At 69.3% G+C, this 15590-nt stretch carries 11 protein-coding genes and 1 pseudogene; 4 read left to right on the top strand and 8 right to left on the bottom strand.

What is annotated here, in order from left to right; all coding sequences use genetic code 11:
* The first annotated feature begins 139 nt into the window (after positions 1 to 139).
* Positions 140 to 1420, top strand: coding sequence for an isocitrate lyase (aceA, locus tag Q8Q71_RS02800; protein ID WP_305758116.1), 1281 nt, complete (start codon positions 140 to 142; stop codon positions 1418 to 1420).
* A gap of 14 nt (positions 1421 to 1434) precedes the next feature.
* A complete protein-coding gene (locus Q8Q71_RS02795) occupies positions 1435 to 1644 on the top strand; it encodes a hypothetical protein (protein WP_305758115.1) in 210 nt (69 codons plus the stop codon).
* A gap of 6 nt (positions 1645 to 1650) precedes the next feature.
* Here Q8Q71_RS02795 and Q8Q71_RS02790 read toward each other — a convergent pair whose 3' ends face one another.
* The 6 genes and pseudogenes from Q8Q71_RS02790 to Q8Q71_RS02770 all read right to left on the bottom strand — a co-directional run bounded on the left by Q8Q71_RS02790 (position 1651) and on the right by Q8Q71_RS02770 (position 10623).
* On the bottom strand, positions 1651 to 3930 hold the full coding sequence (locus tag Q8Q71_RS02790; protein ID WP_305758114.1) for an ATP-binding protein: 2280 nt from the start codon (positions 3928 to 3930) through the stop codon (positions 1651 to 1653).
* Between the two features lie 64 nt (positions 3931 to 3994).
* Entirely contained in the window at positions 3995 to 4603 is a 609-nt protein-coding gene (locus Q8Q71_RS02785) for a M23 family metallopeptidase (RefSeq protein ID WP_305758113.1), read from the bottom strand.
* Between the two features lie 217 nt (positions 4604 to 4820).
* Positions 4821 to 6635: an autotransporter domain-containing protein gene (locus tag Q8Q71_RS02780; RefSeq protein ID WP_305758112.1), complete on the bottom strand. Its 1815-nt coding sequence runs from the start codon at positions 6633 to 6635 to the stop codon at positions 4821 to 4823.
* A 91-nt stretch (positions 6636 to 6726) separates the two neighbouring features.
* On the bottom strand, positions 6727 to 7983 hold the full coding sequence (gene serA, locus Q8Q71_RS02775; protein ID WP_371315921.1) for a phosphoglycerate dehydrogenase: 1257 nt from the start codon (positions 7981 to 7983) through the stop codon (positions 6727 to 6729).
* A gap of 108 nt (positions 7984 to 8091) precedes the next feature.
* Positions 8092 to 8619: pseudogene (locus Q8Q71_RS17185) on the bottom strand (HAD-IB family phosphatase); the annotation flags it as partial.
* A 597-nt stretch (positions 8620 to 9216) separates the two neighbouring features.
* Positions 9217 to 10623 (bottom strand): SDR family oxidoreductase, encoded by a 1407-nt coding sequence (locus Q8Q71_RS02770; RefSeq protein WP_305758110.1) that lies wholly within the window; start codon positions 10621 to 10623, stop codon positions 9217 to 9219.
* 150 nt (positions 10624 to 10773) lie between these two features.
* Between Q8Q71_RS02770 and Q8Q71_RS02765 the strand changes: the two genes are divergently transcribed.
* On the top strand, positions 10774 to 11694 hold the full coding sequence (locus Q8Q71_RS02765) for an Hsp33 family molecular chaperone (RefSeq protein ID WP_305758109.1): 921 nt from the start codon (positions 10774 to 10776) through the stop codon (positions 11692 to 11694).
* A gap of 64 nt (positions 11695 to 11758) precedes the next feature.
* Positions 11759 to 12736, top strand: a complete 978-nt coding sequence (locus Q8Q71_RS02760; protein ID WP_305758108.1) for a hypothetical protein — start codon at positions 11759 to 11761, stop codon at positions 12734 to 12736.
* Here the strand turns inward: Q8Q71_RS02760 and Q8Q71_RS02755 are convergent.
* Together Q8Q71_RS02755 and Q8Q71_RS02750 are read right to left on the bottom strand one after the other, a co-directional pair.
* On the bottom strand, positions 12722 to 13525 hold the full coding sequence (locus tag Q8Q71_RS02755) for a hypothetical protein (RefSeq protein WP_305758107.1): 804 nt from the start codon (positions 13523 to 13525) through the stop codon (positions 12722 to 12724). The two genes, Q8Q71_RS02760 and Q8Q71_RS02755, sit on opposite strands and share 15 nt — an antisense overlap.
* Before the next feature lie 73 nt (positions 13526 to 13598).
* Positions 13599 to 15431, bottom strand: coding sequence for a gamma-glutamyltransferase family protein (locus Q8Q71_RS02750; RefSeq protein WP_305758106.1), 1833 nt, complete (start codon positions 15429 to 15431; stop codon positions 13599 to 13601).
* Positions 15432 to 15590: the final 159 nt, after the last annotated feature.

Here is a 15590-nt window from a genome sequence, read left to right as displayed (position 1 = left end):
ATACTATGACTTAACAATCCATGTCACATCATGACTGAATGACACGAAATCTAGTGGCCGAGCTGTGTCATTCGTGACTGATGCGTGTTCTGCTCTTCGAGACCCGCGGCGATGCCCGCACACCCGAGCCGAGACCGACATGACCAGCTTCGCCCATCTCGTTCCGTCGCCCGTCGGCCGCTTCGACGGCATCGAACGCCCCTATACGCCGGAAGACGTCCTGCGCCTGCGCGGCTCGATCCCGATCACCCATACCCTGGCCGAACGCGGCGCCAACCGGCTGTGGGAACTGTTGCACGACGAGCCGTTCGTGAACGCGCTCGGCGCCGTGACCGGCAACCAGGCCATGCAGATGGTCCGGGCGGGTCTCAAGGCCATCTATCTGTCGGGCTGGCAGGTCGCCGCCGACGCCAACACCGCCGGGGCCATGTACCCGGACCAGTCGCTGTACCCCGCCAACGCCGCGCCCGAGCTGTGCCGCCGCATCAACCGCACCCTGCAGCGCGCCGACCAGATCGAGCATGCCGAGGGAGGGGCCAAACGCGACTGGTTCGTTCCGATCGTCGCCGACGCCGAGGCAGGCTTCGGTGGGCCCCTGAACAGCTTCGAGATCATGAAGGCCTTCATCGAGGCGGGCGCGGCGGGCGTCCATTTCGAGGACCAACTGGCCTCGGAGAAGAAATGCGGCCACCTGGGCGGCAAGGTTCTGATCCCGACCCAGGCGCATGAGCGCAACCTGATCGCCGCGCGCCTGGCCGCCGACGTCATGGGCGCCCCGACCCTGATCGTGGCCCGCACCGACGCCGAAAGCGCCCAGCTGATCACCTCGGACGTCGACGCGCGCGACCGGCCCTTCATCGACCGCGAGAACCGCACGCCCGAGGGCTTCTTCCGCCTGAAGGAAGGCACCGGACTGGACCACTGCATCGCGCGCGGCCTGTCCTACGCCAAACATGCCGATGTCCTGTGGTGGGAGACTTCACACCCCGATCTGGACGACGCCCGTCGGTTCGCCGAGGCCGTTCACAAGGAGCATCCCGGCAAGCTGATGGCCTACAATTGCTCGCCCAGCTTCAACTGGAAGGCCAAACTCGATGACGCCACCATCGCCAAATTCCAGCGCGAACTGGGCGCTATGGGCTACAAATTCCAGTTCGTGACCCTGGCCGGCTTCCATAGCCTGAACAACGCCATGTTCGAATTGGCCGATGGCTACCGCGACCGCGGCATGGCGGCCTATTCCGAGCTGCAGCAGCGCGAGTTCGCCAACGAGGCCGCCGGCTACACCGCCACCCGCCACCAGCGCGAGGTCGGCACCGGCTATTTCGACCAGGTCGCCACCGTCATCTCGAACGGCCAGTCCTCGACGACGGCCCTCAAGGATTCCACCGAGACCGCCCAGTTCGTGGCGGCCGAATAGGCAGGAGAGAGACCATGCAACCCCTGAACAGTCCCACGGCCATCATCGACTTCTGCCTGGCTCCGTTGAACCTGACGGACGGAACCGAGGCCGAGCGCGAGGTGCGTCGCCGTCTCGAGCACGTCATCAAGACCTTCCGCGCCAAGGCGGCCCAGCCGGTCAGCGTCGACTTCTCATCGATGCCCTCGCAGGTCATCAACGAGGCCGCCCACGGCTACGAATAGGGCCCGTCAGGCCGCAATGCGGATGGCGGTGTTGGGCAAGGTCTCCACTAGGCCCAGCAGTTCGGCCGCGTCGAACGGCTTGGCCAGGTGGCGGTCAGCGCCCGCGGCCTCGGCCGAGGCGATATGTTCGGGCAGGGCGTTGGCGGTCAACATGACGATGGCGGTGCGGTCCAGGCCCATGGCGGCTTCATGCAGCCGGATTTCACGCGTCGCGGTCAGTCCGTCCATGACCGGCATCTGCATGTCCATCAGGATCAGATCGAAGTCGGCGTCGCGGCAGGCCTGAAGCGCCTCGGCGCCGTTCTCGACCGCGGTCAGTTCGACATCGGCCTGGGCCAGGATCATCTCGACCACCTTGCGGTTGACGGGATGGTCGTCGGCCAGCAGCACCCGGATCGCGGGCCGTTCGTCGTCCCGAGCTTCCATCGCGGCCGGAACCGCTGCCGTCGGCATCTCGACCGGCCGGAAGGGGATGGTCAGGATGAAGGCTGAACCGCCGCCCGGTTCGCTTTCACAGTCCAGGTCGCCGCCCATCATCTCGGCCAGTTGACGCGAGATGGCGAGACCCAGGCCCGAGCCGCCGAACCGGCGGGTGATGGCGCCGTCGGCCTGTTCGAAGCGGCTGAACAGGCGTTCGCGCGTGTCGCTGTCGAAGCCGATGCCGGTGTCCTCGATCGAGAAGCGAAGCGTCGGTCCCGCGCCGTGGTCCGGACCCGGCGCGGCGGTCAGGCTGACAAAGCCCTCGTTGGTGAATTTCACCGCGTTGGAAACCAGATTGGTCAGGATTTGCTTGATGCGCACCGGATCACCGGAAATCCAGCGGTCAGCCTCGGGCGCGATCTCGACGAAGAATTGCAGACCCTTGGCCTCGGCCGAGGTTTCGTACAGCTGGGCCGCCTCGCGCACGGCCCGGCCAAGGTCGAAGGCGTCGTCGGCCAGTTCCAGCCGACCGGATTCGACGCGCGCCAGGTCCAGAATGTCGCTGAGCAGGACCTGAAGCGTCTGGCCTGAAGACTGGATGAGTTGCAGCATCTCTTGCTGCTGGGATGACAGATCGGTCCGGGCAAGGGCCTGGGCGACGCCGATGACGCCGTTCAGGGGCGTGCGGATCTCGTGGCTCATATTGGCGAGAAACTGGCTCTTGGCGGTGCTGGCCGCCTGGGCCGCGTCACGGGCCTCGGCCAGGGATCGCGCGCCGTGCTTGAGGTCGGTGATGTCCGTGCAGACGGTGACGATGCCGCCCGCCGCCGTGCGCCGGTCAGCCACACGAAGCCAGCGGTCGCCGGCGATATGCTGCTCCATCGTGTTCGACAGGGCCTTGCGCGACTCCAGTCGCTCGGCGATCCACGCCTCTTCCCGGCCGACCGCGTCAGCGTACAAACCCTCGCCCAGTCCGATCTGGATGATCTCCCGGAAGGTCATGCCGGCCTGGAGGGTGGACGACAGCTCCGGATTCACCTCGGCGTAGCGGTGGTTCCACAGCACCAGCCGGTCGTCGGCGTCATAGAAGGCAAGGCCGTCGGGCATGGCGTCGATGGCCTCCCGGACATGGCCCAGGGCGCTGGACCGGGCGATCCAGCTCATCCAGGCGATCATGGCGGCGATGGTCACGATCCCGGCCACCATGGCGACGAGGACGCCGGTCATGACCGTCCCGGAAACCGTCGCTGCGCTCATGCTCACGGCCCGCGGGATCACGGTCATGGCGCTCATGGACACGAAGTGAAGCACGACGACCGCCGCGGCGCCGGACAGGGTGGTCGCGATCAGCCGCTTCAGGCCAGGGCCATAGACGAAGGCCCCGGCAAGGCCGGCGATCGTCATGCCTCCGACGATGGCCAGAACGACGAGTTCCGGCCGCCACACGATCTCTCCCGACATTTCCAGGGCGGCGATGCCGATAAAATGCATGGCGGCCACGCCGGCCATGGCCAGAATCGCGCCAATCGCGCGGCTTGCCCGTCGAGGTTGAACCAGGACGACGCCGGCGGCCAGGATGAAACTGCCGAGAACGGCGACGAGGGATGCGAGGGTCGGCCACACGCCGTAGCGGATCTCGCCGCCAGCCTGATAACCCTGCATGGCCAGGAAGTGGGTCGAGAAGATCGCCAGCCCGCCGACAAAGGCGGCCAGAAGGGCGGTGTTGCGGCGTCGATGGCCGGACATCTCACGGGCGTGGCCGAGCAAGCGCAGGGCTGTGCCGATGCCGATCACACAGACCAGCGCCGCGGCCAGCGTCCAGCGCCAGTCATGCTCGAGCGCGATGCAGTAGAGAATCCGGTTCAAGTCGCCCCCTCTCAGGCGCGGATCATCCCGGAAAGGGGTGAAGAAACCGTGGGCGGGCGAAGATTCAGGCTACGGCGGCGACGACGACCTCGAACGCCTGCCCCATGACCTTGACCGGATCGACCTGCCGGTCGCCGCGGCGAACCTCGAAATGCAGGTGGGGTCCGGTGGATCGGCCGGTGTTGCCGACCAGGCCGATGCGCTCGCCGGCGTCGAGCCGGTCGCCCGACCGGACGTCCAGCCGGCTGAGGTGGCCGTAGAGCGTGGTCATGCCGTTGGGATGGCGGATTTCGATGAAACGACCGTAGCCGGCGGGGTCGTATCCGGTGCGCGTCACGGCGCCCTCGGCGGCGACGTAGACTCCGGTGCCGCGCGGGGCCGCGATATCGACGCCGTCATGCCGGCGCATGGCCTGACCGGGCAGGCGGCGCATGCCGAAGGCGGAGTTGACGGCATAGCCCTTGACCGGGCTTTCGAAGGCGATCTCGCGCGTCACCGGCCCGGCGGGCTCGGCCACGGCGGTGGCGGGCGGCGCTTCCGGGGCGGCCGAGGGCTCGGCGGTCGCGGCGGGCAGGGGCGCAGCGGCCATGGCCAGCACGGCCACAACGCCCAAGGCGGCGGCCTGGCCGGAATGGATGAGAAACGACCGGACGGTCGGCAACAGGCGTCGCATGGCGGCGTCGGCTCCGTTTTCGGCTCAAGCTGAGCAGGGAAGGCGCCGGCAGGTCGCGAGGAGCGACGCACTGCGGCCAGCGACCGGGAGAGCGCCGTTCTAAGGTTTTGTGGGGCCGCTTTGGGGCGGCGAGGGGCGGCAGGTCGTCGCAGGCAGGGAACGAAAAGGCGCGCGATCCAGGGATCGCGCGCCCGTTCCGTCGCGCCGGCTCCGCCTGTTACAGCGGCAGGCGGAAGGTGATCGCGCCCACGTGGCTGTCGGCGGCGTCGCCGAAACGGCCGCGATAGCCGAACGACACGTTTACGGGGCCGAGGTCGGCCTCGACGCCGGCCGAGGCCAGCAGCGAGCCGCCGAACGGATCCTCCACCTCGCGAGCCAGGATATGGGCCGGGTTGGCCGCGATTCCGGTCCGGACCGCATCGCTGCTGTCGCCGAAGGAATCGCGATAGCCGCCCTCGACATAGAAGCTGACGCCGCCGCCGCCGCCTTCGGCCCGCAGCGAGACCTCGCCGCTGGCTGCCTGGACCGTACGGTCCTGATAGGCGTACTGGGCCGCCGGCCCCTGTTCGATGTAGCCGTTGACGTCGGTCGAGACGTAGTTGACCGCCACGCGGGGCGACAGGCCGATCCCGCCCATGTCGAACCAGACGCCGCCCTGGATGCGGGCCCCGACGCTGCCGCCGTCTGTCTCGCCGGTATGAATGACCGGGGTCAGGGAGGTCACGCGGGTGATCTCGTCATACTGGTCGATCGATCCGCCGACCGTGGCGTTGATGAAATGCCCGCCCGAGCGCCAGCCGGCGTAGAGGTCGAAGGCGTAGCTGTCGACCTCGAAGGCCATCGGGCCGGCATCGACCTCGGCCTTGCGGAAGGTCGCCGCCAGGCCGAAGCGCATGTGTTCGGACAGGGCGTGATCCAGTCCCCCCCGGACACCCCAGCCGGTCGCCTCGGCCGCGGCCACCACGCCCCGCGCGTCGGTCTCGACGCTGTCGGCGATGGCGCCGAAGGTCAGGTGGGAGCCCGGCTCCCAGGCCTCGCGCCCGGACAGGCCTTCGCTGGCGAGGTCCAGCAGGTCCTCGCGCTGGCGGAAGGCGGTTTCGGCCTGGACGGCCGACTGCGCGCCCTGGTCGCCATAGTAGAGATAGTCGTCGGCGAGGGCGGCCAGCAGCCGGTGACCGGCGGCGGTCGGGTGCACGCTGTCCCAGTACAGATAGCTGTCCGGGCTGGCGCAGACGGTGACGCCGTTGAAGCAGGCGTCCCTCACATTGGTCAGGCCGAAGCGACCGGGATCGGCCACCAGGGCGGGACCGATCTTGTACAGGTCCAGCAGGATGATGTTGGTCCCCGGCCGCGCCGCGGCCGTCGCCATCAGACCGTTCAGAAGGGCGCCGTTGAACTGGGTGCCGGCGTAGTCGGCCAGCGGGGCGGCGGGCGCGCCCGGGCCCTGGTTGAACTGGGGAGTCAGCGCCAGATTGGGCAGGTTGCTGACCAGGATGGTCCCGGCGCCGGCGCCCGCGACGCTGTTGACGATGAAGTTGATGTCGGCGGCGGCGGCCAGGGCCACCGGCTGGATGAAGCCGGTGGGGTTGGGGGACACGGAGGCCGGCCCGACGGCCTGGAAGATGTTGTTCGCGCCGCCCAGGATGCTGACCAGGTCATTGGCGCCGAAGGTCCCGCCCGCGCCGGTATAGGCCAGCAGCTGGTTGCGCATGCCGGGCGGGACGGCCGAGCTGTCTGTCCGGGCTCCCCCGAAGGCGTAGTTGACGCTGCCGGTCACCGGCGCGCCGGCCGTGTAGCGTCCGGCGTTGAAGCCCAGAAGCTCGGTGAAGACCCGGCCGTTGGAGAAGCGGCCCTGGAAGTACGGCGGCGAGGTGGGCTGGCCGGAGATCGCGTACAGGTTGCCGTTGTCGCTGAGGCTGTCGCCGAACACGATGAGGCGGTTGTAGGCTTGGGCGCTGGCGGCTGACGCCATGGCGCCGGCGGCGGCCACGGTCAGGGCGGCGAGTGCCGCGCTGCGCAGGAAACGAGACATCGATGATCCTCCCTCGGCCGTCATCATGCGACCGTTGCGGGATACTGCGCGCGCCTTTCGCACCCGCGCAAGATGCCGTCGGGGAAGCTTGTCAGTGGAGCATGCGGAAGCGCAGCGTTCCGGCCACACTCCGCAGCGACCGGAGGGCCGCGGGATCGTAGTCCCGATCGACGTCGGTGATGACGTAGCCGGTCCGTTCGTCGGTCTTCAGATGCTGACCCAGGATGTTGAGGCCGGCGTCCGTCAGGGCCCGGTTCAGCGCCGCCAGCACGCCGGGCTGGTTGCGGTGGATGTGCAGGATGCGGTGGGCGCCGGACACCTCGGCCAGCTGCACATTGGGCAGGTTGACGCAGAAGGTGGTGTCGCCGCGGTTCAGATAGGCGAGCAGACGTTCCGCCGCGAATTCGCCGATGGCCTCCTGGGCCTCTTCGGTCGAGCCGCCGATGTGAGGGGTCAGGATGACGTTGGGCAGGCCGCGCAGGGGGCTGTCGAAGGGGTCGGCGTTGGTGGCGGGCTCGTCGGGGAAGACGTCGAGGGCCGCGCCGCCGATCCGGCCCGAACCCAGCGCCTGGGCCAGGGCGCCGATATCGACGACATGGCCGCGCGACAGGTTCAGCAGCAAGGCGCCGGGTTTCATCCGGGACAGTTGGGCCGGGCCGATCAGGGCGGTGTTGTCCGTCCGGCCGTCGACATGCAGGCTGACCACGTCGCTTTCGGCGAGCAGGGCGTCGAGCGAGGCCATGCGGCGCGCGTTGCCCAGCGCCAGCCGCTCGGTCAGATCGTGGAACACCACCCGCATGCCCAGTCCCTCGGCGAGCACGGACAGCTGCGAGCCGATGGCGCCGTAGCCGACGATGCCCAGGGTCTTGCCGCGCAGTTCGCGCGAGCCGGTCGCGGACTTGTTCCATTCGCCGCGGTGCATGGCGGCGGACTTGTCCGCCACGTCGCGCATCAGGGCGATGGTGAGGCCGACGGCCAGCTCGACCACCGAACGGGTATTGGAATAGGGGGCGTTGAACACGGCCACGCCGCGGTCGGCGGCGGCGTCGAGGTCGATCTGGTTGGTCCCGATGCAGAAGGCCGCGACGGCCATCAGCCGGTCGGCGGCGTCGAGCACGCGGGCGCTGACCTGGGTCTTGGAGCGAACGCCCAGCACATGGACGCCCTTGAGGGCCGCGACCAGGGCGTCCTCATCCAGGGCTCCCTTCTGCGATTCGACGGTGTAGCCCGCCTCCTCGAGCCGCTCGACGGCGGCGGGGTGGATGTTCTCGAGCAGCAGGATGCGGATGCGGCCGCGCGGATAGGACCAGCGGCCCGCGAGGCCCTCGGCGTGGAGGAACTCGTCCATCGACGGGGCCTCGGCGTCGGCGGCGGCGACGACCCGCTCGCGGCGGACGACCTCGGTGAAGGCATAAAAGCGGTCGGCGGCGCCGTCGAGCTTCACCTCGGCGTCGGTCCAGCCATCGCCGACCATGACCACGGGGCCCGGCAGGTCCAGCGCGCGGATGACGGCGGGCTTGCCGCCGGCCTCCGACAGGGGATTGGCCGCATCGACGCCCGCGACGCGGCCCTCGGCGTCATAGATCAGGTCGTTGCACAGGACCCGCTCGGGCGGGATGTGCAGATGGGCGGCGAGGGGGGCGATGATCTCCCGGAAGCCGCCGGACAGGATGACGATGCGGTCGGCGTTCTCACGAAAGAAGCGCAGGTTGCGGCGCACGGACGGCGTGCCCTCGTCGAGGATGCGGGCCGCCAGTTCGGCCACATGGCCGCGGGTCAGCGGCAGGAGGGCGAGGCGGCGGCGCAGCGCCTCGCCGAAGGGCAGGTCGCCGGTCATGGCCTGATCGGTCAGGGCGGCGACCTCGGCGCGGACCGCCGCGGCGTCGGCCGCGCCGGCCAAGGCGATGTCGGCGAGGGCCTCCAGCGTCTCGATGCGCACGAGGGTGGAATCGAAGTCGAAGACGTAGGTGGTCGGCTCAGCCATCCGGCGACCTTGGCTCACCTTCGCAGTTGCAGCAATGGGGAAGGCTAGGTTGCCCCTCTGAAATGGGATGCGCGCGATCTCGAGCCATGCGAGGCTGGGCAAGTCGGGAAGGTCGGTGTCCCTGCTTCTCGTTTTTGACGCCCGGAGTTCGGACTCATGAACAGGCGACTTTCGTTGGTGTCTTTCGTCGCGGCCGTAAACGTCGTGGCATCGACGGCCGGAGCTGGGACACAGGATCAAGCACCTCCCGCTCCCGCTCCAATCAGCTTGTGTTTAGCCTATGCTGAACGAGCGTCGTTTGGCGGAAGGACCGTCGCTGTCGAAGGCGTCTACAAGTCGGACCAGCTGCACACCCACTTTACCTCAGCCGATTGCCCCAACCTCGGTTTCGGCGTTCGAATGGGAGCCATTTCGCCGGAACGGCGAGAGGCCTTGAACGGGCATCTCAGCAGCGCTCGAAACGGCCGCTATGGAGGCTGGATAGCCGTACCGATCATCTTCGTCGGCGAACTTCGACCGGCGGGTGAGTTCGGTGGATGGGAGCTTTGGGTGACGGACTTTTCCGTTCCCTAAGCCGTCCACGTTCGGCTGCAGGGCCTAGAATTTGCCGAGGCTGCGGATACGGCTGTCGGGGCGGCGGGCGTCCAGGGCGGCGGCGCCGACGGCGGCGGCGATGGTCGCCAGGGCCAGAAGGGCGCCGCCTTCCTTCGCATGGTCCCTGGCGTAGGCGCCGGCGTCATGCGCATAGCGTCGGGCTGTCTTTCCGTGCTTCTTCAAGGCCTTGCGGGACGAATGTCGAGCGCCGTGGAGGATACGTTCCGACCGGTGACGGGCGTCGTCGCCAAACTCGGACGCGCGCTCTCCGGCGTCGGCCAGGCCGTGGCGCACGGTTTCCGTCAGGTCGTCGAAGCGGGTGCGAAGGGCCCCGGCGTCGATCCAGCCGCGCGGATCCAGGCGGCCCCGGAGGCGCTCGTAGCGGGTGGGGCCGCTGCGCTGGTTCAGCAGAAGGGCGGCGATGCCGATCCCGGCCAGGACGGCGATGACGCCGCCGGTGATTCCCGGGTGTTTGCGGACTTCGGCGAGGGCGGAGAACTGGCGGACCATCGGATAGTAGACCTCTTCGTCGAGACCGTCGTCGGTCGGGTCGTACAGCCCGTCGTCGTACGGCTCATAGGCGGAACCCCTGTCCCGCATCAGGGAAGGAGCGAACCGCGCGAAAAGAGGTTCCGCCAGACCGGGCAGGGCGGAATAGAAGCTGGCGATCAGCCGGCCGCCGCCGCCGACGGTGATCTCGCGGATCGGATGGCTCGCGCAGTACAGGATGGTGTCGGCCACGACATGGGTGGCGTAGACCGGCTGGGGATTGTGCACGGCCTGGCCGGTCAGGTTGCGGGCGTGCCTGCTGTAGGGGGTGTCGATCGCCCCCGGCTTGACCAGGCTGACGGTGACCGGAGCCTGTTCCCGCATCAGCTCCATGCGCAGGGCGTTGGTGAAGCCCTTCACCGCGTGCTTCGAGGCCGAATAGACGCCCTGGATCGGCAGGGGGGCGTCCGACAGGATGGAGCCGACATTGACGATGGCCCCGCCGCCGGGCCGCTGCCGAAGGTGCTCGGCCGCCACCAGCGAGCCGTTGACCACGCCCCAGTAGTTGGTCTCGAACAGGCGTCGCTGGTCCTCCAGCGTGGTCTCGCGGATGGCGCCGTAGATGGAGACGCCGGCGTTGTTGACCCAGGTGTCGAAGCCGCCGAACAGGCGGACGCATTTTTCGGCCGCCTCGGCCAGGGCGTCGTGATCGGCCACGTCGGCGACGGCCCAGGCGGCGCGGGCGCCGGTCGCCTGCAACTCTTCGGTCAGGGCCTTCAGGTCGTTTTCCCCCCGCGCGATCAGGAAGACGCAGGCCCCCGCCCGCGCCGCCCGCCGGGCCGTGGCCAGGCCGACGCCGGAGGTGGCGCCGGTGATGACGATGGCCTGTTCGTTCAGGGGCTTGAGCGTCGCTTTGGTCATGAAATCGCCGGGTCGGTGGGCTTTGATCGGGCTTGCTGGAACGGGGTCGGGACCGCGCCGGTTCCTGCTCTAGCATGCAGGCCTTACCATTCGCGATACGGACGCCTATCTGACGGCGCTTCCGACCATCGCCGCCTCGCAGGGACGTCCTTGACCGATCACGCACACTCGAACTCCACGCCGTCCGACGACCTGGCCGCCGCCTTCCAGATCGAGGGCTGGCCTGTGCGCGGCAGGCTGGTGCGGCTGGGCGAGACCATCGACGCCATTCTGTCGGCCCACGCCTATCCGGAGCCGGTGGCGGCCCTGCTCGGCGAAGCCTGCGCCTTGGCGGCGCTGGTGGGATCGAGCCTCAAGTTCGAGGGCCGGCTGATCGTTCAGGCGCAGGGCGACGGTCCCGTCCGCTATGTCGTCGCCGACTACGACACGCAGGGCCATATGCGCGGCTATTGCCGCTTCGACGAGGATGAGGTGGCGGCGGTTTCGCAGGGCTTCGCCCGGCCGGGCGCGCGCTCGCTGCTGGGGCAGGGCGTGTTCGTCATGACGCTGGACCGGGGCCCCGACTTCGAACGCACCCAGGGCATCACCCCGATCGAGGGCGAGAGCCTGTCGCTGGCGGCGGAGCACTATTTCCAGCAGTCGGAGCAGATCCCGACCAGGGTGCGGCTGGCCGTTGGCTCGGTGGTCACCGACGCGGGCGTGGGCTGGCGCGCCGGCGGCGCGCTGATCCAGCTGATCGCGGGCGACGACGCGCGCGGTCCGACCGAGGAGGCGTGGGACCGCTCGCGGGCCCTGTTCCAGACCCTGGCCGACGACGAGCTGCTGGACCCGACCATCACGCCCGAGACCCTGCTGTTCCGCCTGTTCCACGAGGACGGGGTGCGGCTGGAGGACGCGCGCGCCCTGGTGGCGCAATGCCGCTGCTCGCGCGCGCGCATCGCCGGGGTGCTGACCTCGTTCGGGCCGGAGGAGCGCGCCGGGATGGTCGAGGCCGACGGCAAGATCCGGGTGACCTGCGAATACTGCGCGACTGTCTATGAGCTGGAGCCGGAAGAGATCGCGGCGAGCTGATCGTCCGACGGCATGACCGCGAGTTAATTTGAAATCCCGGTCCCGGCCCGTCATTGGGCGAACCATGATCGCCGCGCTCGCCTCCGTCTTCCTGACCGCCGCCACGCCCGCGCCGCCGCCGTGCCGCTTCGCGGGCGAGCCGCGCGCCTGGACGAGCGAAGCCCTCGCGTCCTGGGACCGGCTGGATCGTGAACGGCTGCGGATCGCCGAACCGGTGACTCCGGTCATCACCCTGTTCGACGAGGCCTGCGCCTGGACGCTGACCCCCGATGACCGCGGCGATTTCCGCGTCGGCGCGCGGCGTTATCGCACGGCCGGCGCCGCCCATTCGGGACAGGTGAGCCTGCCCGACGGCGGGGCTGTTCCAGCCCGGAAACTGGCCTTCGCCTCGCCAATGTCGGACGGACGGATGTTCTTCATCATGGCCCTTCCGTCTGTCTGGCGCGCGGACCCAAGCGAGCCGCGCGACTGGAGCCGGCTGTCGATGGTCGTCTTCATGCATGAGTTCGCCCACACCCAGCAGGCCGCGAGCCTGGGTGTCCGGATCGACGGCCTGCTGGCGCGAGGCCTGCCCGAGGACAGCGACGACGACGTGATCCAGAACCGGTTCGGCGAGCGGCCGGACTATCCGGCCGCCTACGAGATCGAGCGGAACCTGTTTTACCAGGCCGCCGCAGTCCCCGACGCCCAGGCCGCGCGTGCGGGCCTCGCGTCGGCCGCACGGGCGATGGAGATCCGGCGCGGGCGATGGTTCCGTGAAGCGGACGCGCTCTACGCCGAGGCGGACGACGTGTTCCTGACTTTGGAGGGCACGGGCAATTGGGCGGCCTGGATGTGGCTGACCGATGCGCGCGGCGGCCGTCTCGATCCGTCCGACGCCACGGCCTTCGTGCGGGGCGGAGGCCATCACTGGAGCCAGGACGAGGGGCTGGGGATCATGCTGGCCATCGACCGTCTGACGCCGGACTGGCCCGCCCTGGCGTTCGCGCCCCGGGGCGCCACGGCGGACCGGCTGATCGAGAGGGCTCTACGGAGCCGCTGAAGCCTGGGCCGCGACCGGCGGAGATGCGGTCCATGGTCCGATGGCGATGACGCCGTCATAGGCGCCGTCGCTGACGGGGCCCATGACGACGCCCCGCGCTTCGGCGTCGTATCGGGTCATGGAGTCATGGGCCCGACAGCCGTCCGTCTGACAGCTCCACGACTGCCCGCCCTGCTGGGCGACGTTGAGGGTGATGGTCTCCTTGGGCGGCAGGTGGGCCGCGGCAGGCATGAGGTCAAACCGGTCGAAGCGCGTCTTGCTGGCGTGAATGTTGCCGACCAGGACCAGCACCCGGGACTCCGGCCGGCCGGTCGCCGCCCGCGACAGCTCCACCGCCATGTCCAGCTCATAGTAGTTCTGGTCGAAGGCGGCCGGCCTCGGGCTGGAGGGCTGGAAGGCGCGGAACGCCACATCGGCCCCGCCAGCCTTCAACCGGCGGATCGACTGCATCATCTCCAGCATGGCCAGGCTGGTCCGACCATCCGCCACGGTCGCATTTTGGAAAATGGTGTCCCGCAGAGCCTCCGCGGCCGTCGTGTCGTCCGGAGCCGCGAGGAGGGCGTCCAGTCGGGGCTGCATTTCCGTAGGCAGCTCCAGCGCCACGGTCACCGGTCCCTGTTCCGCCGCGGCGCAGACCAGTTGCGCGAAGGCGGCGGGCGTCTCCGCGGTGCCGTGGATTTCGCCCACGATCACGAAGCGGGTCTCCGGCGTCCACAAGGCCTCGTGCCCGGACGGAGGCGAACAGGGAGCGGCGGCGAGAATCGTCGCGGCGGCGAACAGTGCAATCATGAGCCCCCCGGTCACGTACCGTACCTGTGCGTGTGCAAGGGTTGACGCCCGATTGCGGCGGTCGCGTGGCGGGTCAGTACGCCAGCGCCAGCCCGTCCTTGCGCATCTCCGAGGCCGCGCCGTAGGTCCACGGACCGCGCGCGTTCGCCTGGCGCACCACGTTCTGATAGCCGCCGAAGCCGCCGTTGGGTCCGCCCAGAACCCAGCCCATGGCCTCCAGCTGCGCCTTCGACGCTGCCGGCACGCCGGTCTCGAGGAACAGGGTCCCCACGCCTTCGGCGGGGTGTCCGCTCGGTTCCGACGAGCCTTCGTGCTGCCAGCGCGGGGCGTCGCCGGCCTCCTGCGGATCGAGGCCGTAGTCGACCATGTTGATGATGATCTGGGCCTGTCCCTGCGGCTGCATCCCGCCGCCCATGACGCCATAGGCCATCCACGGCTCGCCGCCCTTGCAGGCGAAGCCGGGAATGATGGTGTGGAAGGGCCGCTTGGCCGGCGCATAGACGTTGGGGTGGCCGTCGGTCAGGTTGAACAGCTCGCCCCGGTCCTGGAACATGAAGCCGAGGGTCCCGCCGTCCGGGCCGTCGGACACCAGGCCCGAGCCCATGCCGCGGTAGTTGGACTGGATCCAGCTGACCATCATGCCGTCCTTGTCGGCGACGCTGAAATAGGTGGTGTCGCCCTGGGTCGGGGCGTCGCCCGGGAAGACCCGGTCCATGACCCGGTCGGGGCGGATCAGGCGCGCGCGTTCGGCGGCGTAGGCTTTCGAGTTCAGCCACTCGACCGGGGTGCGGCTGAAGCGTTCGTCGGCGAACCATTTCGCCCGGTCCTCGAAGGCCAGCCGCTTGGCCTCGGCTTGGTGGTGGATCGAGGCGGCGGACTGGAAGCCCATGCCCTTGAGGTCGAACTGTTCGCAGATGTTGAGGATCTGATTGGTCGACAGGCCCTGGGTGTTGGGACCCAGGCCGTAGACGTCGACGCCGCGATAGTCGGTGCGGATCGGCTCGACCCATTCCGTGCGGTGCGGGGCCAGGTCGGCGCGGGTCATCCAGCCGCCGACGCGGCGGAAATAGCGTTCGATGTGGTCGGCGATCGGCCCGTCGTAGAAGGCGTCGCGCCCGCCTTCCGCGATCAGTCGCAGCGTGCGGCCGAGGTCCGGATTGGCGAAGACCTCGCCGACCGCCGGAGTGCGGCCGCCAGGGGCGTAGACCTTCCTGCGGTTGTCGTTCTCCTCGATGATCGCGGCGCGGCGATCGAAATTGGCCATGTTGCGCTCGAGGTACCAGGCGATCAGCTGGGGCATGGGCACGCCCTCCTCGCACAGCTCGGCGACCGGCAGCAGGACGTCCTTCCACGGCAGCTTGCCGTAGCGCTGGTGGGCGCTCCACCAGGCGTCGACCGTGCCGGGGACGTTGATGGTGACGGCGCCATAGGGCGGCAGATAGCCGTCCTCCGCCTTCCTCGACCGCGCCGTCTCCAGCGACAGGCCGCGGGGGCTGTTGCCCGAGCCGTTGAAGCCCACGACCTTCCTCTGCGCCGGGTCCCACAGCATGCAGAAGGCGTCGCCGCCGATGCCGTTGGCCGTGGGCTCGAGGAAGCCGAGGGCGGCGTTGATGGCGATGGCCGCGTCGATGGCCGAGCCGCCGCGACGCAGCGTCTCGATGCCGATCAGGGTGGCGCGCGGGTGGGCCGTCGCGGCGGCCCCGTGCGCGCCCCACACGGTCGAGCGGCTGACGAACTGGAGGCCGCTGTTGCGGTCGCCGGGGCCGACGTCGGCGAACGGGTCGGCGGGCTCGACCTGGCGCGGAGGAGCGGCGGGATTCGCGGGAGGAGCGCCGGCGGCCGCACCGGTCGCGCCGGCCAGAAGGGCGCCGGCGGGGAGGGTCGAAAGGAAGGTGCGACGGCGCATGGCGGACTCCTGTCGGGTGCGAAAGGACCCTAGCCCGTTCACGTGGCCTGTGAAGCGGGATAAGCGCGCGCGGCGACCGTCGGGCTGGCCAAGCGGGCGGAACCCGCTAACCTCCCGCCGTCGCCCCTCCGCGCGTCGTCCGGGAACTCCGTCGGCTCG

Origin of the sequence: Brevundimonas sp., assembly GCF_030704825.1 — a bacterium.
Lineage (GTDB): Bacteria > Pseudomonadota > Alphaproteobacteria > Caulobacterales > Caulobacteraceae > Brevundimonas.
This window is presented reverse-complemented; position numbering and strand designations above follow the sequence as displayed.